Source organism: Streptomyces sp. NPDC055140 (assembly GCF_053607285.1).
In genome coordinates this window covers 112,029-131,343 of record NZ_JBSGTG010000008.1, presented here as the reverse complement: position 1 = coordinate 131,343, position 19,315 = coordinate 112,029, and the positions used below count along the sequence as shown (strand labels likewise).

Annotated in this window: 16 protein-coding genes, 1 tRNA gene and 2 pseudogenes; 9 read left to right on the top strand and 10 right to left on the bottom strand. The window is 69.4% G+C overall.

Annotated elements, in window-relative coordinates; genetic code table 11:
- The first annotated feature begins 73 nt into the window (after positions 1-73).
- Positions 74-1,078 carry a zinc-binding dehydrogenase gene (locus tag ACWFR4_RS17705; RefSeq protein WP_453653176.1) on the top strand — a complete coding sequence of 335 codons (1,005 nt, stop codon included), beginning with the start codon at positions 74-76 and terminating at the stop codon, positions 1,076-1,078.
- Positions 1,079-1,102: 24 nt separating this feature from the next.
- On the opposite strand, the gene ACWFR4_RS17700 is transcribed toward ACWFR4_RS17705, so the two are convergent.
- Positions 1,103-1,576 (bottom strand): N-acetyltransferase family protein, encoded by a 474-nt coding sequence (locus ACWFR4_RS17700; protein WP_453653174.1) that lies wholly within the window; start codon positions 1,574-1,576, stop codon positions 1,103-1,105.
- 100 nt (positions 1,577-1,676) lie between these two features.
- Complete coding sequence (locus ACWFR4_RS17695; protein WP_453467478.1) at positions 1,677-2,558, bottom strand: aminoglycoside phosphotransferase family protein; 882 nt, start codon at positions 2,556-2,558, stop codon at positions 1,677-1,679.
- A 26-nt stretch (positions 2,559-2,584) separates the two neighbouring features.
- Between ACWFR4_RS17695 and ACWFR4_RS17690 the strand changes: the two genes are divergently transcribed.
- Both ACWFR4_RS17690 and ACWFR4_RS17685 read left to right on the top strand, forming a co-directional pair.
- Entirely contained in the window at positions 2,585-3,316 is a 732-nt protein-coding gene (locus ACWFR4_RS17690; RefSeq protein ID WP_453467476.1) for a rhomboid-like protein, read from the top strand.
- A gap of 11 nt (positions 3,317-3,327) precedes the next feature.
- Positions 3,328-4,749 (top strand): NAD(P)/FAD-dependent oxidoreductase, encoded by a 1,422-nt coding sequence (locus tag ACWFR4_RS17685; protein WP_453653172.1) that lies wholly within the window; start codon positions 3,328-3,330, stop codon positions 4,747-4,749.
- A 164-nt stretch (positions 4,750-4,913) separates the two neighbouring features.
- Here the strand turns inward: ACWFR4_RS17685 and ACWFR4_RS17680 are convergent, their stop codons facing one another.
- From ACWFR4_RS17680 to ACWFR4_RS17670, 3 genes and pseudogenes are all read right to left on the bottom strand, one after another.
- Positions 4,914-5,888: a CU044_5270 family protein gene (locus ACWFR4_RS17680; protein WP_453653170.1), complete on the bottom strand. Its 975-nt coding sequence runs from the start codon at positions 5,886-5,888 to the stop codon at positions 4,914-4,916.
- Positions 5,885-6,484 (bottom strand): RNA polymerase sigma factor, encoded by a 600-nt coding sequence (locus tag ACWFR4_RS17675; RefSeq protein WP_453468136.1) that lies wholly within the window; start codon positions 6,482-6,484, stop codon positions 5,885-5,887. Before ACWFR4_RS17675 ends, ACWFR4_RS17680 begins: the two co-directional genes overlap by 4 nt.
- A 105-nt stretch (positions 6,485-6,589) precedes the next feature.
- Positions 6,590-6,730: pseudogene (locus ACWFR4_RS17670) on the bottom strand (TetR family transcriptional regulator); the annotation flags it as partial.
- Between the two features lie 2,263 nt (positions 6,731-8,993).
- On the opposite strand from ACWFR4_RS17670, the gene ACWFR4_RS17665 reads away from it, so the two are divergent.
- Together ACWFR4_RS17665 and ACWFR4_RS17660 are read left to right on the top strand one after the other, a co-directional pair.
- The gene (locus ACWFR4_RS17665; RefSeq protein WP_453653353.1) at positions 8,994-9,650 is read left to right on the top strand and encodes a YeeE/YedE family protein; all 657 of its coding nucleotides are present in this window, start codon (positions 8,994-8,996) and stop codon (positions 9,648-9,650) included.
- Positions 9,650-10,066: a YeeE/YedE thiosulfate transporter family protein gene (locus tag ACWFR4_RS17660; protein WP_327245234.1), complete on the top strand. Its 417-nt coding sequence runs from the start codon at positions 9,650-9,652 to the stop codon at positions 10,064-10,066. The genes ACWFR4_RS17665 and ACWFR4_RS17660 overlap by 1 nt, the downstream gene beginning before the upstream one ends.
- Positions 10,067-10,490: 424 nt before the next feature.
- Here ACWFR4_RS17660 and ACWFR4_RS17655 read toward each other — a convergent pair whose 3' ends face one another.
- From ACWFR4_RS17655 to ACWFR4_RS17645, 3 genes are all read right to left on the bottom strand, one after another.
- Entirely contained in the window at positions 10,491-10,658 is a 168-nt protein-coding gene (locus ACWFR4_RS17655) for a BBE domain-containing protein (protein WP_453468792.1), read from the bottom strand.
- A 572-nt stretch (positions 10,659-11,230) separates the two neighbouring features.
- Positions 11,231-12,658, bottom strand: coding sequence for a PA14 domain-containing protein (locus tag ACWFR4_RS17650; protein ID WP_453653168.1), 1,428 nt, complete (start codon positions 12,656-12,658; stop codon positions 11,231-11,233).
- Positions 12,659-13,761: 1,103 nt separating this feature from the next.
- Positions 13,762-14,148, bottom strand: coding sequence for a UTRA domain-containing protein (locus ACWFR4_RS17645; protein WP_453469564.1), 387 nt, complete (start codon positions 14,146-14,148; stop codon positions 13,762-13,764).
- An 8-nt stretch (positions 14,149-14,156) separates the two neighbouring features.
- Here ACWFR4_RS17645 and ACWFR4_RS17640 point away from each other — a divergent pair.
- Positions 14,157-14,558, top strand: a pseudogene (locus ACWFR4_RS17640) (tyrosine-type recombinase/integrase); the annotation flags it as partial.
- Between the two features lie 45 nt (positions 14,559-14,603).
- On the opposite strand, the gene ACWFR4_RS17635 reads toward ACWFR4_RS17640, so the two are convergent.
- A tRNA-Thr gene (locus ACWFR4_RS17635) sits at positions 14,604-14,681 on the bottom strand.
- A 219-nt stretch (positions 14,682-14,900) separates the two neighbouring features.
- Between ACWFR4_RS17635 and ACWFR4_RS17630 the strand changes: the two genes are divergently transcribed.
- The 3 genes from ACWFR4_RS17630 (at position 14,901) to ACWFR4_RS17620 (ending at position 17,518) form a co-directional block, all read left to right on the top strand.
- Positions 14,901-16,040, top strand: a complete 1,140-nt coding sequence (locus tag ACWFR4_RS17630) for an ABC transporter ATP-binding protein (protein WP_453469404.1) — start codon at positions 14,901-14,903, stop codon at positions 16,038-16,040.
- A 225-nt stretch (positions 16,041-16,265) separates the two neighbouring features.
- Positions 16,266-16,721, top strand: a complete 456-nt coding sequence (locus ACWFR4_RS17625; protein ID WP_453469403.1) for a hypothetical protein — start codon at positions 16,266-16,268, stop codon at positions 16,719-16,721.
- Between the two features lie 44 nt (positions 16,722-16,765).
- On the top strand, positions 16,766-17,518 hold the full coding sequence (locus ACWFR4_RS17620; protein ID WP_453469402.1) for a nucleotidyltransferase family protein: 753 nt from the start codon (positions 16,766-16,768) through the stop codon (positions 17,516-17,518).
- 76 nt (positions 17,519-17,594) lie between these two features.
- Here the strand turns inward: ACWFR4_RS17620 and ACWFR4_RS17615 are convergent, their stop codons facing one another.
- Complete coding sequence (locus ACWFR4_RS17615; protein ID WP_453468479.1) at positions 17,595-19,244, bottom strand: DoxX family membrane protein; 1,650 nt, start codon at positions 19,242-19,244, stop codon at positions 17,595-17,597.
- Between the last annotated feature and the right edge of the window lie 71 nt (positions 19,245-19,315).

Below are 19,315 nucleotides of genomic sequence, written 5' to 3'. Positions count from 1 at the left end.
AAGTCCGCTTGAGGTTGAAAGGTGGTGGGCACACCTGAGCCGCCAAGAGGCCGCACGCCCAAGGGAGCCCACCATGCACGCCGTACGACTGCACGCCTTCGGCCCCGCCGAGAACCTCACCTACGAGAAGACCGGCGACCCTCTGCCCGGCCCCGGCCAGGTCCGGATCGCCGTGGCTGCGGCCGGCGTGCACCTCCTGGACACCGCCCTGCGCGAGGGCATGAAGGGCCCCGCGCCCGAGCCGCCCGCGCTGCCCACCGTCCCCGGCCGCGAGGTCGCCGGCACCGTCGAATCGCTCGGCGAGGGCACCGACGCGTCCTGGCTCGGCAAGCGCGTCGTCGGCCACCTCGGATTCGCCCCCGGAGGCTACGCCGAGCTCACCGTGATCGACGCGGCCCGCCTGCACGAACTCCCGCCCGGCCTGGACTTCGCCGAGGCCGTCGCCCTGATCGGCACGGGCCGTACGGCGATGGGGATCCTGCAGTTCGCCCCGCTCGGCCCCGCGTCGGTGGCCGTGATCCCGGCCGCGGCGGGAGGCATCGGCACCCTGCTCGTCCAGTACGCGAAGCACGCGGGCGCCACCGTCGTCGGCCTCGCGGGCGGCCCCGGGAAAGTGGCCCGCGTCCGCGCGAACGGCGCCGACCTGGCCGTCGACTACACCGCCCAGGACTGGCCTGAACAGGTCCGCTGGTTCCTCAGCGGCCGCCCGGCGACCGTCGTCTTCGACGGGGTGGGCGGCGACGCGGGCCTGGCCGCCGTCGACCTGCTCGGCCCCGGCGGCGTCCACGTCGTCTTCGGCTGGTCGGGCAAGGGCCTGCACGACGGCGAGCCCCTCACCTTCTCCGCGGACGAACTCACCCGGCGCGGCATCAGCCAGGAACAGGTGCTCGGCCCGCCGATGATGCGGCGCGCGGGCGGCGACAACCCGGTCCGCACGCTGGAGCTGGCCGCGCTGGGGGAGGCCGAGGCGGGCCGCCTGCGTCCCGCGGTGACCCGCTTCCCGCTCGCCGAGGCTGCCGCGGCGCACCGCGCCCTGGAGAACCGCGACACGATCGGCAAGGTGGTCCTGATCCCCTGACCCGAGCCTGGGTCCCCGGGCGCGCTACGACCCGAGCCGGGCCAGCGCCTCGTCCGTCAGCCGGTACACCGTCCACTCGTCCTGCGGCGCCGCGCCGAGCGCCTTGTAGAAGTTGATCGACGGCTCGTTCCAGTCGAGGACCGACCACTCCAGGCGCTCGTAACCGCGCTCGACACAGATCCGCGCCAGCTCGGTCAGCAGCGCCTTGCCGTGGCCGCCGCCGCGCACCTCGGGCCGTACGTACAGGTCCTCCAGGTAGATCCCGTGCACACCGCGCCAGGTGGAGAAGTTCAGGAACCACAGGCAGAAGCCGACGGACTCGCCCGTCGTGTCGTCCTCGGCGATGTGGGCGAACGCGGCGGGCCGCTCCCCGAACAGCGCCTCGCGCAGCTGCTCCTCGGTGGCCCGCGCCTCGTGCAGCGCCTTCTCGTAGTCGGCGAGTTCACGGACCATGGCGTGGATGACGGGGACATCGGCGGGCGTGGCGGTACGAATCATGACGGCAGGCTAACCAGTCACCACGGGGCGGCCCGCACGGGGCGGCCGACCACTCGCCTCGGGCCGACCACTCACCTCAGCGCGCCCCGCACGGGCCCGCTCACCGCCCGAGCAGTCTGCGCGCCGTCTCCAGATGGTCCGGCGCCAGCGGCCGGCCGTCCTCGATCTCCCACAGGGAGTCCTGAAGCACCCGCCCGAGCGTCCAGGCACGCGCCCGCTCCCGGTCGAGCCCGAGCACCCCGCTCATCGCGTCGAACCGCCACACCACCTCGTCCGCGTCGAAACGGTTGTCGATGGCGGGCTTCAGGTCGAAGCCCGGGTCGCCCGCGAGCGGCTTCGGGTCGATGGAGAGCCACGGCTCCCGCTCGGCGGCCAGCACGTTCTCGAAATGCAGATCCCAGTGCAGCAGCCGGTCACCCGCCTCGCCCGCGACCTCGCGCACGGCCGCCGCACAGTCCGCGAGCAGCGCGCGGTCGGCCGGGCCTGGCACGGCCGCGAGGGCCGAAGGCACCTGGGCGAGCATGTCGGCCGCGATGTCGGACAGCCGCCGCATCCCTTCCGGGGCGGGCCCGGACGTGAGCCGGGCGAGCAGTTCGGCGATGACGAGGACGGCCTTCCGGGAGTCCTCCACGGAGTCCAGCATCCGCCCGGAGTCGAGCCGTTCGAGGAGCATCGTGCCCGTGGCGTCGTCATGGTCGAGGAGCCGGACGGCGCCGTCGCCGTCCCAGACGCGCAGCGCAACCGGCTCGCCCTCGGTCTCCTCGTCGAGGATCTGGAACTTGACCGCGGCGGGTGTCCCGTCGCCCCGCACCACGGGCAGGACCAGGGCGGCCATGCCGTGCATCGCGGGCCCGTCGACGCGCAGATCCCAGCGTTCGACGAACTCCTCCACGCGCGCCGGGAGCCCGGCGATGAAGGCGCGACCGCGCTCACCCGCGTAGGTGTACTGGGACTCGACCAGGCCGTCCGGAATGTCGATCACCCGAACGACCCTATGCGCGTGCCTGAATGCAGTCCATGCCCCGTTTCCCCCTCGCCGTGTGGTCGTACGTACGGCACGCCCCCGGCACCTATCTCTGGCTGGCCGCCCTGTTCTTCACGACGGTCGCCATGCACCACATGGGCCCGCACTTCGAGCACGAGTTCCTGCGCCAGCGCTCCACGAACCTGCACGAGCTGTCGACCAACCCGGTCCGCGTCTTCGTCGCCTCCTTGTTCTGGATCGACGCCGGCCGCTGGTGGCCGTACGCCGTCCTCTACACGGTGTTCCACGCGCAGGCCGAGCGCTGGCTCGACACCTGGCGCTGGCTGGCCGTCGTGGGGGCCGCGCACGTCCACGCGACCCTGATCAGCGAGGGCGCCCTGCTGTGGGCGATCCGCCACGGCCACGCGCCCGCCTCTTCGGTCGACACCCTTGACGTGGGGGTGAGTTACGCGCTCGCGGGCGTCGTCGGCGTCCTCACGTACCGGCTCGTCCCGCCCTGGCGCTACGTCTATCTGGCCGTCGTCCTGATCGTCTACGGCGGCCCGCTCCTCACCGGCCGCACCTTCACCGACCTGGGGCACTTCGTCTCGGTCCTGATCGGCCTGGCCTGCCACCCCCTCGTACGTGACCGGGGCGAACCCTGGAACCCACTGACGCTCCTGCGGCGGCGGGACCGGACAGCGCGGCGAAACGATCACCCGAAAAACCAGGAAGGCAGCCGTCCCCCCTGCCCGGACCCCCCTGCGGAGCGCTAACGTCCGAGGCCATGAGCAGCAAGAACGGCACCCACGGCGCCCAGGCCACCGTCAACGGCGGCATATCGTTCTGGTACGCGGACGACGGCATCCCCACCGCCCGCGAGCCCCTGCCGGGGGACGCGTCCGCCGACGTCGTCATCGTCGGCGGTGGCTACACGGGCCTGTGGACCGCCTACTACCTGAAGAAGGCCGCGCCCTTCCTCCGCATCACGGTCCTGGAGCAGAAGTTCTGCGGCTACGGCGCGTCCGGGCGCAACGGCGGCTGGCTCTACAACGGCATCGCCGGCCGCGACCGCTACGCGAAACTGCACGGCCACGACGCGGCCGTCCGCCTCCAGGAAGCCATGAACGACACCGTCTCCGAGGTGATCCGCGCGGCCGCCGAAGAGGAGATCGGCGCCGACATCCACCAGGGCGGCGTACTCGAAATCGCCTACACACCCGCCCAGTTGGCCCGCCTCAAGGCCTTCCACGCGGCGGAACTCGCGTACGGCGAGAAGGACCGCACCCTGCACGGCGCCCGCGAGACCGCCGAGCGCGTCCGCGTCTTGGGGGCCGTCGGCTCGACCTGGACCCCGCACGGCGCCCGCCTGCACCCCGTCAAGCTCCTCAAGGGCCTGGCCGCCGCCGTCGAGGCGCTCGGCGTCACGATCCACGAGTCGACGCCCGTCACGGAGATCAAGCCGAAGCACGCCGTCACCCCGTACGGCACGGTCCGCGCGCCCTACATCCTGCGCTGCACCGAGGGCTTCACCGCGTCCCTCAAGGGCCAGCGCCGCACCTGGCTCCCCATGAACTCCTCCATGATCGCCACGGAGCCGCTGACCGACGCGCAGTGGGAGTCCATCGGCTGGGAGGGCCGCGAGACCCTCGGCGACATGGCGCACGCCTACATGTACGCCCAGCGCACCGCCGACGGCCGCATCGCGCTCGGTGGCCGGGGCGTCCCGTACCGCTACGGCTCGAGGACCGACAACGACGGCCGCACCCAGCCCGCCACCATCGAGTCCCTCACCGCGCTCCTGACCCGCTTCTTCCCCCAGCTGGCGGGCGTCGCCGTGACCCACGCCTGGTCCGGCGTCCTCGGCGTCCCCCGCGACTGGTGCGCCACGGTCACCCTCGACCGCGCGACGGGCCTCGGCTGGGCGGGCGGCTACGTCGGCTCGGGCGTCGCCACCACCAACCTCGCCGCCCGCACCCTGCGCGACCTGGTCCAGCAGGACTCCGGCCAGTCCGGCCCCACCGACCTCACGACCCTCCCCTGGGTCAACCACAAGGTCCGCAAGTGGGAACCGGAACCCTTCCGCTGGCTGGGCGTCCACGGCATGTACGCCACCTACAACGCCGCCGACCACCGCGAACTCACCACGCACAGGACGGACTCCTCCCGCCTGGCCCGAGCCGCGGACCGGGTGGCGGGCCGCGGCTGACAAGCCCCCCACACGCACGACGAAGGCCCAGGTCACACCCGTGACCTGGGCCTTCGTCCCGACTAGTAGGGGAGGAGCGTCCGCCGGCGGTGGAGCCTTGATGCCGTCGAGCACGCGCGCAATCTCGTCGTACATGCGAACAGCCTCGGCGCCCTCGCCGGTTGTCAGGGGCGGTCGCCCTTGTGGTCGACGATTCCCGTGGCCAGGAGCGCGTTCTGGAACATGAGGTCGCCCGCCTTCCAGGGCCGGTCAGGGGTGTCGGGGGCGCCCGGATACGTATGCTTGTAGTCCTTGACGACGATCTGTCGGTCGCCGAGGTACTGGTAGGTGCGCGGGTCGACCAGGATCTCGCGGCGGACCTGCTGCCCCTTCTCGTCGTGCCCCACCGCGAAGGCGTCCCGGCCCGCGAGGTCCCGTACGAGATGGTCGGTGACCTCGACGCCGGGGACCGCGGCCAGCGCGCGGTACAGCTTGGCGAGCGCCTGCGGCGGCATGGGCTGGGACGCGAACAGCACACTCAGCGCACCCATGTCGTGTTCCCCCTCGGACTCGGGGCTGCCCTTCCCGGACGGGTAGTAGGCGCGGACCTTCTTCAGCACGGCGGCCGGGTCGTCCGGCAGCTCGTCGAGGAAGCGGAGCCGTTCGCGCATGGAGCGGTCGTCGCCCTCCTTGCCGTTCTCGAAGCGCGGGTCCGCGTACCGCTTCCAGTGCTCGTGGGGCTCCGGCTCCGGCTCGGGCTGGGCGGCCTTGCTCTTGGGCCAGATTCCGGGACTGGCCGAGAGCTTCTTCTCGTAGATCCACTGGCCCGCGTGCGGCGTGGGCGGCGGATCGGCCTGCTCCACGGTGGACGCGGCCCGCTCCAGCAGCTCCTTCACCGAACCCGGCACCGTCGCAGCCGGCACCGTGCGCTCCGCATCACTGTGGCCGCTCCCTCCGAGGCCGGAGGCCAGCACGGCCACCGCGGTGAGCGCGGCGGCGGCCCCGACCGCTGCGAGCCGCCAGTCGGCCCGCAGCCTGCGTCCCCGGCCACGCCCCGCGGCGCTGCTCAGCCGATCCCGCCCCGCGGCGAGCCGTGCCCGGTCGGGCTTCGGCGCCCCGGCCCGGAACTCGCGTACGTCCTTCATCTCGTCCACGTTCACGGCCGGACCACCTCCGCCACTTCGCCCAGAAACGCCGGGTCGGCACCCAGCGCAGCCCGTACCTTGCGGCGGGCCCGGTTGAGCCGGGACCGCACGGTCCCGACGGGTATGCCGAGCGCCTCGGCGACCTCCTGGTAGGTCAGGTCGGCCCAGGCCACGAGCAGCAGCACATGCCGGTCGGCGGCGGACAGCGCGGCGAGCGCGTCCGCGAGCGGGGCGCGGTCGGCGACCAGGTCCGCGGTGTCCTCGACCCAGCCGGCCGCGACGGGGTCCTGGCCGGTCCTGGCCAGCGCCCGCAGACCGCGTACTTCCTTCCGGCGCTGCTTGCCGATGAGGTGCGCGGCGATCCCGTACAGCCAGGGCCGGGCACTGGCCCGCGAGGCGTCGTAGCGGGCACGCACCCGGAACGCGGTCAAAAACGTGTCGGCCGTGACGTCGTCCGCCGCGTGGTCGCCGAGGCGCCGGGCCGCGTACCGGTGGATGTCGGGTGCGTACCGGTCGTAGAGCCGGGCGAACAGCTCCGGATGTTCCAGGGACTGCGCGATGACATGGCCGTCGCGCTCGTCGCCGGGGTCGAGCTCCGGTGGTCCGGTCACGGGTCCTCCGTCAGCGGGTGGGGTCGAGCGTGTCACCCGTTGTTCCCCGCTGCCCCGCGAAGAGTTCACGGCCGCACAGGATTTTCTCAGGGAGCGGGCGCGACCCTACGGGATCAGCCGCGCCGGCATCTCCCGTGCGTACCCGGCGTCGTACACCCCGCCCGTGAGCAGCACCAGCAGCGAGATCCCGTCCATGAGCGGGACCAGGGCCCGTGCCGTGACGGGATCGCTGCGCTCGGCAAGAAATCCCAGCTCAGACGATGCCTGAGCTGGGATTTCCGATGGAGCCCCCTGTCGGATTCGAACCGACGACCTACGCACTACAAGCTGTCCGGGCTTGTTCCACGGCGGTCCGGGCGTGTCCGAGAAAGGGCTCGCCTCGCAGGTCAAGTGACGTGCCGGACGTTCGTGGACGAGTGCAGACCACGTCGGATCAGGCAGCAATCGAGACTAGAACTGAGACTGGCCCAGTCGTGCAGTCACCCCTGCTTCAGCGCACCCGCCAGGGCAATCTTCTGATCCGTAGGCGGGTGCGCACACGGATCGCCTGAACTCCCCTAGCCATCAGTGCCTGTTGGTCAGAGCCCAGCTGCTACGGGCAGCCCTGCCGGGGATGAGGAAGCGCACATGGTTAGCGGACGAGTCGTGACGGCTTTGAGCCGCTCTATTCACAAGAGAGCTGGATTGGTGACCGTCCCTCGCCACCAGTGACATTCCAGGGGCACAGCGCGCTGGAAGGAGTGACCCGATCATGAGGGTCGAGGCGTTCGCTCTCCTGGGGAGGTACGCGGGCGCCAACCGCAGGAGCGGGCTGGTTCCCCCCGTGCCGGCCCGCTCCTGCGCGCATGCGGCAGCCCGGGCGTCCACGTGGCAGTGGCACCCGGGCTGCCGTCATCGGCGAATCCCTCAAGGCCATCGGGGGGCACCGGCGGCCAGAATGGCCCTCTCGCACGTGTCCACGACAGCCTGCCCGGCATTCACGCCGGCGACAAGCGACTGTCAGTTCTACATCCGGAGCATCATCGCGCTCCGGCATTCTTCGGTGCGCCGGGCGCGCAGAAAGTGGATGAGGTCATCAGAAGAAGCGCATGCTGTCATGCGGAGCGCCTATGACGTTCGCCGCGAGACGCGGGTGTAGGTGCTGGCTCCACACTCGGTGTCACTTGGCACCCCGGAGTTCTGAAATCCGGGTTCTCATGGCCCAATAACCAACGCCTTGGACTCATGGGACCCAAAGCGAGAACACTCAGATGATTACCTCATGCCGGGCTTTTCACCCAATCAATGAGCCGAGCCCACCAGCCGCCCCTCGATCGGCCCGGTGGGCTCCCTGTGTACCCAGGAGCATGCATGCGTCGCGACGGCCCGCCCTGTCGGGCTGGCATCGATTCCGATCGAGTCGTCACCTCCGCTGGGCGTGCACCCTTGCGTTCCACAGGGGGCTCACACATGCACCGCTGAGCCGTTGGCACACCCATGAGCACTTGGTCCACATGCCTCCCGCACCCCTCATAGGTCAACTTTCGGCACGTCCGACAGGCAGCACGTTGACACATGACTACCCTCCCTTAGCTCTTCGTTTGATATCCACGATATTCACGCGATCGCCACAAGAAACTCCAGGATTTACACTCCCCTCCATAAACAGCTGGCTTGCGCCGGTGCGGGCCGCGATCGCGAAGTCGAATCACGATCCAAATAGTCTCGCCAACGGGCCCAAATATCCGGACATGAGAGGCAAGCACCGCATATCCGTCGCGGAGAATATCTCACTAAGTAGTACCCAGTGATCCGTTTGGGAAAATTCCCTGAGTTGCTCGGGACGCCGAAACAATGGTTGCATCGCGCGCGGTCGATGAATGGAGGCATAGCGCCCTATTGTCACTGCCCGTCACCGCATTGCTTTTCAGACCGTCGACCGTGCCCAGCGAGGGCAGGAACCGAGAACGGCAACCGCTCTCCCCGAACGGGTGGTGCGCCGGTCAGGAGGGAGCAACGTGAGTTGCTCGCACGCCGCAGGATGCCCCCTTTTCCCCCTACTTAGGGCGAGCTTGCAAGGTTGGCGCGACCACTACTGCGACAGCGCGGATCGATGGCTCGGCTGTGCGCGCTACCAGATGTCACTCACCGGCGAGCGCGTACCGATCAGCCTGCTGCCCAACGGAGCCCGCGCGCGGCACCTCGAAGCCCCGGCCGAGGCGGACCGATCCGGCGCCACCAGCCCGATGGCGGTCCCCCGACAGCCCCCACCGCCACGGCCCGCTCCGTCGTCACCGGAGACCGCGTCCTGGCCCCAGCCACATGAGCAGTCAGGACCTGGAACCGCAACACCGGAAGCCATGGCCCAGTTCGGGGCAACACCTCCGCCATCAGCTGCCTGGCATCACCAACCGTCACCGTCCTCACAGGTTGCCCGGCCTTCGGACAACCTCGCTCAACACACGCGGCAAGCGCCCAGCTCGAAGCGCGGTTGGTGGGCTCGATTCGCCGGTTGGATGAGAGGACCCGCATGAGTACCTACTGGCCCTGGTGGGCGGGCGCTATCGGACTCGCTCTGGTCACCATCAACCACACCCTCATCACCGATCGGTCTCTCGGGGTGTCGGCCGCTTGGGATCGCGTAATGCACTGGCGTCGCGAACGCCAGCTCGAACGGATGGACGAGGAGTTCACAGACGATCAAGCTCTCACTGAGGCACTTGCCGCAGCTACAGCGGAGCACTTCGGCACTGGCACCGGCGCGTCTACCGTGCCGCAGGATCCGTACGGGAAGTCGCAGCCGCTCGAAGCCGATGCCGAATCGGCAGCGAGTGAGCGCCCGCCGGCCACGAGCCTGCGCCCGGCCCCGCTGGTCACTCAGGCTGCCCTGCTGATCTCGATCTTCCTCGGTGGATTCATCGCCGCGGTCACCTCCGGGCGGTTCCACCTCCGCTACGACATGGGCCCGGCTTTTCGGCACCTGGTCACCGCCGATTCGATCACCATGATCGCCGTGCTGTTCGTGGGAGGTGTGCTGGTCGGCTTCGGCACTCGGCTGGCCGGTGGGTGCAGCTCCGGCCACGGACTCAGCGGCTGCGGTCGGCTACGCCCGGTCAGCATTGTCGCGACTGCCGTGTTCTTCGGCACCGCCGTCGCGGTGTCGTTCCTCCTGTGGAAGGTGATCTGATGCGCACCCGGGGCGCGATTCTTCTGGCCAGCATCATCACCGGACTGGCCCTCGGTTATACCGTCACCAACATCGGCTTCGGTGACTACGCTGAGTTGAACCGCATGTTCACCTTCCAGGACCTGCGCATGTTCCTCTCGTTCGCGGGTGCTGTGGTGATCATCGTGTGCGCGTTCGCTCTGCTGCGGGTCCGCCGCACCCCAGGGCGCATCCACGCCGGCGTGATCCCCGGCGCGGTGTTGTTCGGTACAGGCTGGGCGATCTCAGGTGGGTGCCCTGCAATCCCGATCATCCAGGTCGCCAGCGGATACCTGCCTGCCCTGGTCACGATCGTCGGCGTCATCGTCGGTATCCGGCTGTGCCGCTGGGCCAACGCCCGATACTTCCATCTCGACCGCGGCTCCTGCGGGCTGTAACCAAGCACGCTCACCGACTCGAGCCATGAAGGTTGGGGTTCTCGCTTTGACGATCTCCCCGACGGCCTGCGCCAGCCCATGCACACCAGGGACTGGGCAGCGCGGAGCCCGGCTGCTAGCCAGCCCTGGTCATGCCGTGACGAGCGGTTCCGGACACCGCTTCGGTGTCCGGAACCAACGGGTCAGAACATGTGCCGCGCGCATCAGCACGCTTCCCCCTTCGGGTGGCCTCCTCAACGGCGCCGGGTACCTGCGGCAGGATTCGAACCTGCGGCACCCGCTTTAGGAGTTCGATCTTCCCGCGACCTGGGCGGGGCTTGCCTCGTGTGCTGGTGCCACACGTAGTTGTTGCGTGTCGCCGTCGTTCGGGGCCGTTGATGTCAGCCTTGGAGTCAGCGGAACAGCTCCAAACGCGAACTGTCGATCAGCGTGACGCGGGCGGGATGCTCTGCTCGTACTGGAAGACGTTGCAGGGGTCGTACTTCGCCTTGATCTCGCGCAGCCGCTCGAAGTGGCGTCTCCCCCAGTAGGCGGTCTCCCACTCCTGCATGCCGACGTTCGGCACGTTGACGTAGGCGCCGTCCACCGTCATAACCGGTTTGGGATGCACCGCGTCCTGCTCGAAGCTATCCCTTGGTCCAAGCGGTCAGAACAAGCGGGTGCTCTCACTGAGACTGGGGACCGCCGCGCGGCCCGCGCTCGCGCCCGCCGCCGCATCCGCTGAACGCAAAACCCCAGCTCAGACGACGTCTGAGCTGGGGTTTCCGATGGAGCCCCCTGTCAGATTCGAACAGACGACCTACCCATTACAAGCTGTCCGGGCTTGTTCCACAGGGGTCCAGGGGCATCCGGTAGTCGGTTCGCGCTGCAGGTCAGGCGCCATACCGAACGTCTACGGACGAGCGCGTACCGCACCGGATTGAGCAGCAATCGAGACTAGAACTGAGACTGGCCCAAGTCCGCATGGATGTCAGCGCAAGCGACGACTGTCGCTCGCGAGGTCACCACTAACGCGACGGTTGCGTCATCGCCTGACTTGTAGCGAGGCCACCGCCGACCCGTCGGGTCCGTCGCTTCCGCTTCGCGCACGTTATCCACGTCGCCATTCATGAGTCGCCAGGCATCGATCACTGTCCGCCCCCTGTCACGTGTTCCCCGTGACCGTCAGCCGACCGGCACGGTCATGGCACGCAGCTCGCTGTACGGCGAGTAGTTCCCGGCCGCGTCGTAGGTACGGGCCCGGTACTCATAGCTGCGCCCGTCGGCGGGCAGCGGGTCGCAGACGGTGGCCGTGGCGGCGAAGCGCGGGTCGTAACCCTGGTGCAGGACGACCGACCAGGTGTCCGTCCCCGCCTCGCGGCGCTCGATCTCGAAGCCGGTGAAGTCGCGGATCGGGGCCGGCGCGTAGTCGGTGGCGGTCGCCTGGATGCCGCTCGCGCAGGAGCCCAGGGTCAGGTCGGGGGCGTAGGCGGGGGCGATGCCGTCGGGGATGTCGAGCCAGAGCTCATTGGTGGCGGTGGCGTCGAGCGAGCCCGGGTTGTAGGTGGTGGTGCCGCCGTCGTTGGTGACGAGGACGCGGTAGTGGCCCCACTCGCCGTCGGCGGTGACGGGGCCGGTGGTCCAGGTGTTGCCCTTGGTGGTGCCGAGCGGGACCCAGACCCAGTAGCCGTCCACCTTGTCGTTGCTCAGGACCGTGTAGTGGTCGAAGTGCGGCTCGGTGTTGAGGGGCCACTTCAGGGTGACCTTGCCGGTCGCCTTGTCGTAGGTGCCGGTCAGGGAGGTGACGACGGGCAGGGGACGGACGATGGTGTCCGTGCTGCCCGACGAGGTGTTGCCCGCCTTGTCCTTGGCGCGAACCTCGTAGTAGTAGGGCGTGCGGTCGTCGGGGTTCACGAGGGGGTCGGTGTGGCTGCGGGCGGTGGTCGTGGTGACCTTCGTCCAGGTGCTGGAGCCGACGGACCGCCGATAGAGGGAGTAACTTGCCAGGTCCATCTCCTTGTTGGCGGACCAGGAGACGGTCGTCTTGCGGGTCGTGGTGTTGTAGGCGGTCTTCGCGCCGGTGGGGGCGAGTGGCTTCGTCTTGTCGTACGTGGCCGAAATCCGGGGCGTGTACGTGTACGCGACCTTCGCGGCGCCTGACCAGTTCGCGTAGTCGACGCGGATGGTGTGCTTGCCGGACGAAACGGTGAGGTTGAGGCTCGTGGAGCGGGCGGTGTCACCGGTGCCGTGCCACATGTCGATCTGGCGGACGCCGTCCAGGTAGACGCGGACGCCGTCGGTGGCGGAGGCGGTGAACGTGAAGGGGCCGCCGGAGCCGAAGTCGCGGGTTACCGACCAGCGGACACCGAAGTTGTTCGACGGCACGCCGGAGACCGGACTGCCGGACCAGCTCTGGCTGATGGTGCTGTCGCAGTCAGTCCTCACCGGGGAGCCGGAGAACGAGGTGTTCTTGTAGAACGTCCGCTTGTAGACGTTGGTCGAGCAGGTGACGTCGGCGGCTGCCGCCTGCGGGGCGGCGGCGAGCAGGCTACCGAGGACGACGGCGGACATGGCACCACCGGTCCGGGCGGCGAGGAGACTCTTCTGGCGCACGGGGACCTTTCGCGCTGTGAGGGCAGGACGTACGGCGTGGAGACTCGTGAGGTGGGAGGAAGGTTGCACGGCGCGCCCGATGACGTGAAGGGGCCCAGAGGCGATCACGACGCTGCTGGTTGATTCGGGCCTTGTTGCTTCGCCCCGTCGGCACTGGGTCGACTCGCTCCACCCACCACCCTCACCAGCTCCCATCCCGTCCGCCTTCGACCCACACACCGTGGAGCGGGCGTGGTTCAGGGCGTCAAGGTGGAGCGCGCCACTGTACGAACGGCCTGGACGCCATGGGCCGCGACTGCTCGACTCTGCCTGGGTCGAAGGTGGTCGGGATGGGAGCCCCCAACGCTCACCACGAACCGGCCGGCACGCGAACGGCGCCCCGACCATCCCGGAGTCTGAGCGCCCCCGCCGGAGGCATGTCTTTGGCCCGCGGTGACTTCCTCGCTTCTGCCCGCAACCCGTAGCGCGCCGCTTGGCGCGGCCAGCCGGGGCGAAGACAGAGGCAGGCCGCGCCGTCGAGCGGCGCGCGCCCGCGCCGTGCGCGGGCCTTGATGAAGTAGGGAAAGTTCTATCGCGCAAGTACCGGGACGCATTACAAACTGTCCGGGCTTGTTCCACAGGGGTCCAGGGGCATCCGGTAGTCGGTTCGCGCTGCAGGTCAGGCGCCATACCGAACGTCCACGAACGCATCTCCGGGAAGCTCAGCGAGGCAAATCCTGCCTCCTGCATCATCGGCCGTATGCCAGCTACCTACCACGAAGCATTCTGGGGAGCACTGATCGGCTTGGCTTCCGCAGTGGTCCTCGCGCAGGTGATCATCTCGGCCATTTCCAACCGAGCTTCCAGAAGAGTCCGTGCGAGGGAGTCAGCAGCAGTCGCCGCATCGGCTCCTGTGCCGATTAACCTGCGCATGAACACGTTCATGATCGTTGCCAGCTTCAGCTACATGATCCAACTACTCGTCCTCCTTGCTGCTGATGGCTCTCGCGCCAGCCTCGCGGTCATTCCACTGGTCCGTGCCCTTCACATGCAGCCACTGTTCAGCTTCCGTCCTCAGCGCCATGAGCGCGGGGACGTCCTCTGCTGCGGCAGGGCGAAGGTACTCAGTCGGCATCGACTTCATAGAGAATCTTGTGCCTGTCTCCCGGGAGGATCGTGACCATGCAGCGGAGAGGTTTCCCGTCCGCGTCGTAACCGGTCCGGGTGTGCTCGGCAACTGGCGTCGCCGCCGGCAGCGCCAGCAACTCGGCTTCCTTGAGGGTCGGCATCCGTACGGCGATCTCATCGCGGTACTTCGCTTGAACGAGGCCGATGGATGCGAGCACGCCGCCGGGTGCCGATACGTCCCGGGGCTCCATCAGCGGGGTGCCCGACACGAGTTCCTGCGGAAAGTAGGAGTCCGCGAGCGCATAGGGCCGGTTGTCGATGTATCGCACACGCTTGCGCGCTACAGCCAGCCCGGCCTCAGGTAGACCCAGCGCGGCGTACACATGCTTAGGCGGCCGGCGAACTCTGGCAGGAGCACCAGGCCGTGTTCACCCACCCCGACGGACGCCCCATCGATCCGCGCGACGACTGGGGAGAGTTCAAGGAGCTACTGGCCGAGACCGGCATCGGTGACCGCCGCCTCTACGACGGAAGCCGCCATACCGCCGGAACGATCCTGAACGAGCTGGGCGTGGACATGCCGACCATCATGGAAATCCTCCGACACACCCAGATCAGCCAGACACGGCGCTGCGTGAAGGGCAGGTCTCACCTCTCGAAGGACGCCATGCGCCGCATGGGAGACGCCTTCCTGCCCGCCCCGGAACAGACGGCTAGGCCCGCGACTGAGACTAGAACTGAGACTGGGGACCGCCACGCGGCCCGTGCACGACGTCGCCGCCGTATCCAGTAAAAGCAAAAACCCCAGCTCAGACGGTGTCTGAGCTGGGGTTTCCGGTGGAGCCCCCTGTCGGATTCGAACCGACGACCTACGCATTACAAGTGCGTTGCTCTGGCCGGACTGAGCTAAGGAGGCAGCAGCCCGAGCAGTGTAACCAACGACGGACGGCACTCCGTCGAATATTTCGTCGAAGGTCACTTCGCTTTGACTACTGACAGACCCGACACCCGACATGTACCGTCCAGAAACAGTTCACCCGTGTGGACTAAACCACTGCGGCATCAGCCGCAGCGGATCACCACCTTTACTCGGATCGTCCGGCACGTTCCTGCCGGTGAAGGGGGCTTCACAGCCATGGCTACTGTTTCGTTCGACAAGGCGACCCGGATCTACCCGGGCTCCACCAAGCCGGCCGTCGACGGCCTTGACATCGAGATCGAGGACGGCGAGTTCCTCGTCCTCGTCGGCCCGTCCGGCTGCGGCAAGTCGACCTCCCTGCGCATGCTCGCGGGTCTCGAGGACGTGAACGGCGGAGCGATCCGCATCGGCGACCGCGACGTGACCCACCTGCCGCCCAAGGACCGGGACATCGCCATGGTGTTCCAGAACTACGCGCTCTACCCGCACATGTCGGTCGCCGACAACATGGGCTTCGCCCTCAAGATCGCCGGCGTGAACAAGACCGAGATCCGCCAGAAGGTCGAAGAGGCCGCGAAGATCCTCGACCTCACGGACTACCTGGACCGCAAGCCGAAGGCCCTCTCCGGCGGTCAGCGCCAGCGCGTCGCGATGGGCCGCGCCATCGTGCGTGAGCCCCAGGTCTTCCTCATGGACGAGCCGCTGTCGAACCTCGACGCCAAGCTCCGCGTCTCGACCCGTACGCAGATCGCGTCGCTCCAGCGCCGCCTCGGCACCACCACCGTGTACGTCACGCACGACCAGGTCGAGGCCATGACCATGGGCGACCGCGTGGCGGTCCTCAAGGACGGCCTCCTCCAGCAGGTCGACTCGCCGCGCAACATGTACGACCGCCCGGCCAACCTCTTCGTCGCCGGCTTCATCGGCTCCCCCGCCATGAACCTGGTCGAGGTCCCGATCACCGACGGCGGCGTGAAGTTCGGCAACTCGGTCGTGCCGGTGAACCGCGAGGCGCTGAAGGCCGCCGCCGACGCCGGCGACCGCACCGTCACGGTCGGCGTCCGCCCGGAGCACTTCGACATCGTCGAGGCGGGCGGCGGCGAGGCCGCGAAGTCCCTCTCCAAGGACACCGAGGACGCCCCCGCGGGCCTCGCCGTCTCGGTGAACGTCGTCGAGGAACTCGGCGCCGACGGCTACGTCTACGGCACCGCGCAGGTCGGTGGCGAGGCCAAGGACCTCGTCGTCCGGGTCAACGGCCGCCGGGTCCCCGAGAAGGGCACCCAGCTCCACGTCGTGCCGCGTCCGGGCGAGACCCACGTCTTCTCCTCGTCGACCGGTGAGCGCCTCACCGACTGACACCCTGCCTGTTCCGCTGTGGAGCCCCGCACTTCGGTGCGGGGCTCCTCCGCTTTCCGGCCGCTCGCCCACCCACCGCGCACGCCGCGTTGTCGACAAATACCCCGGCACATCCGCCATTTCGACCCCTGCGCGTCAACACGCGTGAATCAAAACCGGATTACCCATCCCTCGACCGAGTGACTAAATGTCGCCAAATCATCACCGACCGCTACGCTCACTCGCGTGACGCACTCCGCCAACTACACCCAGAAGCCGCGCCGAGGCCGGGGCCCCGCCCGCCGCGTCGGCCGCACCCTCGCTCTCGTCCTGCCGGTGATGCTGGTGCTCTCCGGCACACTCGCGGTCACCCGAGTGAACTGGTCCGGCAGTTCAGCGGACTCGATCCTCACCGCTTCCTCGCAGAACGTCTCGGCGCGCGCCAAGTCGCGTGCCCCCCAGGACGTCCTGCGCGACAAGCTGCTGCTCGAGCTCCAGGACAAGGACCCCGGTATCGCCCTCACCCACCTCCAGCAGGAGATGCACGAGCGGCCGTCCCTCGCCAAGCACTGCGTCTCCATCGCCCGCGCCCTGGGCCGCGCCGCCGTGCAGGCCTACGGCCCCTCCCGCGCCCAGTCCTTCGCCCGCCCCGTCTGCGACACCGCGTTCGCCACGGGCGTCGCCACGGGAGCGCGCGGCTGACGCCCTCACGGCCGGCCGGGAAGGGGCCGACGTACAGTGCGGGCATGACGAGCGCCCAGGCCCAGGACCCGCAGCCGCACAGCCAGCACCACCCCACACAGGCCGTCGTCCTGGCCGGCGGCCAGGGCTCGCGCCTGCGGCCCTACACCGACGACCGGCCCAAGCCGATGGTCGAGATCCCCGGCACCGGGACCCCGATCATCGGCCATCAGCTTGCCTGGCTCGCCGAAGAGGGCGTGACGGACGCGGTCGTCTCCTGCGGGCATCTCGCCGAGGTGCTCCAGGAGTGGCTCGACGGCGCCGAACTCCCCCTGCACGTCACCACGGTGGTCGAGAAGGAACCTCTCGGCCGTGGCGGCGGCCTCAAGTACGCCGCCGCGCACCTGCCGCACCCCGACCGGCCCTGGTACGCGACGAACGGCGACATCTGGACCCGGTTCTCGCTGCGCGAGATGGCGGACTTCCACGCCGAGCGCGACGCCACCGCCACCCTCGCCCTGGCCCGCCCCCGCATCCCGTGGGGCGCTGTGGAGACCGACGCGTTCGGCCACATCACGGACTTCGTCGAGGCCCCGCCGTCCCCGTATCTGATCAACGCGGGCGTCTACGTCTTCTCCCCCGACTTCACGGGCCTGCTCCCGGACCGCGGTGACCACGAGCGCACCACGTTCCCGCGCCTGGCCCGCGCCAAGCGTCTGGCCGGGTTCCCGATCCCGCAGGGCGCGTACTGGAGGGCCATCGACACGGCGAAGGACCTCACCGAGGCCGCCAAGGAGCTGGCCGCGCCGGGGCGTTGAGCCCGTCGCTCCCGATACGGGAAGGGGCCCGCACACACAGCGTGTGCGGGCCCCTTCAGATTTCTACGGGGTGTGGTCAGCCGCCGAGCACTCCGCCGAGGAGGCCCCCCGGCTCGTCCCCGCCGCCGGAACCGCCGGTGCCACCACCGGTACCGGTGCCGCCGCTCGTGCCCGTACCGCCGCTGGAGGTGGGCCCGCTGCTGGACGCCGGAGGCTGCTGCTGGGCCGGCGGGGCCGACTGCGGGGGCGCCTGGCCGGTGCCCTGCGTCTGGCTGGGCTGGCCCGCGCCGCTGGCGGTGCCCGTCGCCGGGGCGGATCCCGGTGAGCTCGCGGCTCCGGACGGCTTCGCCGAAGTGGCGCCCTGCGTAGGTGTGTTGGACGCCGACGGGCTCTGCGAGCGGTGCTGCTTACGACCGGGCTCCGACGGGAGCGGGGAGCCGGGCAGTTCGTTGCGCGGGGCCTCGCCGGGACCGGGGGCGGTGACGCGGCCCGCGTCGCGCACGGCGCCGCCGAGCAGCGAGCCGATGAGCAGGGTCAGGCCGACGACGACGGTCGTCACGACGGTGCCGCGGCGCAGCACGTACCGCCGCAGCTCCCACAGTTCGGCGCGCGGGCCGAGCCGGCGCCAGGCGCCGCCCGCGAGGCGTCCGTCGATGGAGTAGACGGGCGCGCCCGCGATGATCAGCGGGGACCAGGCGGCCAGGTAGATGATGTCGGGCGCGTCGTAGGCGGGCACCGTCTTCCAGCTGACGGTGACGATGAGGGCGGCCGAGAGCAGTACGCCGAAGACGGCCGCGACGCGCTGCCAGAGGCCGAGCACGGTGAGCACGCCGACGACGACCTGGAGGAAGGCGATGCACAGCCCGGCGCCGACGGGGTGCTGGAGGGCGAAGTCGCGCAGGGGTTCGGCGAGGGCCCACGGGTGCAGCGAGTTGAGCCACTTGACCATGGAGCCGCGGTCGCCGCCGTCGAAGTAGACGGGGTCGCAGAGCTTGCCCATGCCGGCGTACATGGAGATGAAGCCGAGGAAGACGCGCAGCGGGAGGAGGACCACACCGAGGTTCATCCGGCGGCCGGGGTAGTACGCGTGCCGCACCGGGTCGGCGCCGTGCCGCCGGGAGGCGTTCCGCTCGTCCTCGTCGCCGTACTCGTCGTCGCCGAACTCGCCCTCGTCGTACGGGGGTTCCTCGTACGGCGGCTCTTCGAAGGCGCTGCCGGACTGGCGCATCTGCGGGAGGAGGCGGGTGCCCCGCGCGGTGACCGCGGGCAGTTCGCCGGTGGCGTCGTCCCTGAGGTCGCTGTCGAGGTCGATGCGCGGCATGACCTGGGTGCCGCCGCCCTCCCCGCCCTGGAAGTCGTGCCGGGGCAGCGTGCTCTCGCCTGCTCTGCGGGCCGCCTGGAGGAGACCGGTCGCCCCGGGGTCGCCGGGCGCGGACCGGCCGCTCCAGACGACCGGGGCGCGGCGGCGCGCGGCGGCCGCGCCGACGACGGGGATGCGGGCGGTCTGGTCCAGCGAGCCCAGGTGCCGGTCGATGCGGGGGGACTGCGTCTGCTGCGCCCTGGGCAGCTGCACGCGGAAGCTCGCGTGATTGACGACGACCTGCGCGGGATCGCACGGCACCTTCACCATGCTCAGCGCGGGGCCGTCGTCGAATCCGGAATCGAATCCGGGGCCGAATCCGGGCGAGCGGTCCCCCGTAGGTGTGCGGGGTGTTCTGGTGTCCACACTCATCTAACCGAGTGATGTGTGTTTAGGACACTGCCTTGAGCGCGTGCAAATGTCCGGACCGCGTCAAG

Bases quoted from the DNA above. Each gene is read 5' to 3' on its own strand.
- ACWFR4_RS17705 (WP_453653176.1), top strand. From the start codon at position 74: ATGCACGCCGTACGACTGCACGCCTTCGGCCCCGCCGAGAACCTCACC.
- ACWFR4_RS17700 (WP_453653174.1), bottom strand. From the start codon at position 1,576: ATGATTCGTACCGCCACGCCCGCCGATGTCCCCGTCATCCACGCCATG.
- ACWFR4_RS17690 (WP_453467476.1), top strand. From the start codon at position 2,585: ATGCAGTCCATGCCCCGTTTCCCCCTCGCCGTGTGGTCGTACGTACGG.
- ACWFR4_RS17685 (WP_453653172.1), top strand. From the start codon at position 3,328: ATGAGCAGCAAGAACGGCACCCACGGCGCCCAGGCCACCGTCAACGGC.
- ACWFR4_RS17665 (WP_453653353.1), top strand. From the start codon at position 8,994: ATGAGTACCTACTGGCCCTGGTGGGCGGGCGCTATCGGACTCGCTCTG.
- ACWFR4_RS17660 (WP_327245234.1), top strand. From the start codon at position 9,650: ATGCGCACCCGGGGCGCGATTCTTCTGGCCAGCATCATCACCGGACTG.
- ACWFR4_RS17655 (WP_453468792.1), bottom strand. From the start codon at position 10,658: ATGACGGTGGACGGCGCCTACGTCAACGTGCCGAACGTCGGCATGCAG.
- ACWFR4_RS17630 (WP_453469404.1), top strand. From the start codon at position 14,901: ATGGCTACTGTTTCGTTCGACAAGGCGACCCGGATCTACCCGGGCTCC.
- ACWFR4_RS17620 (WP_453469402.1), top strand. From the start codon at position 16,766: ATGACGAGCGCCCAGGCCCAGGACCCGCAGCCGCACAGCCAGCACCAC.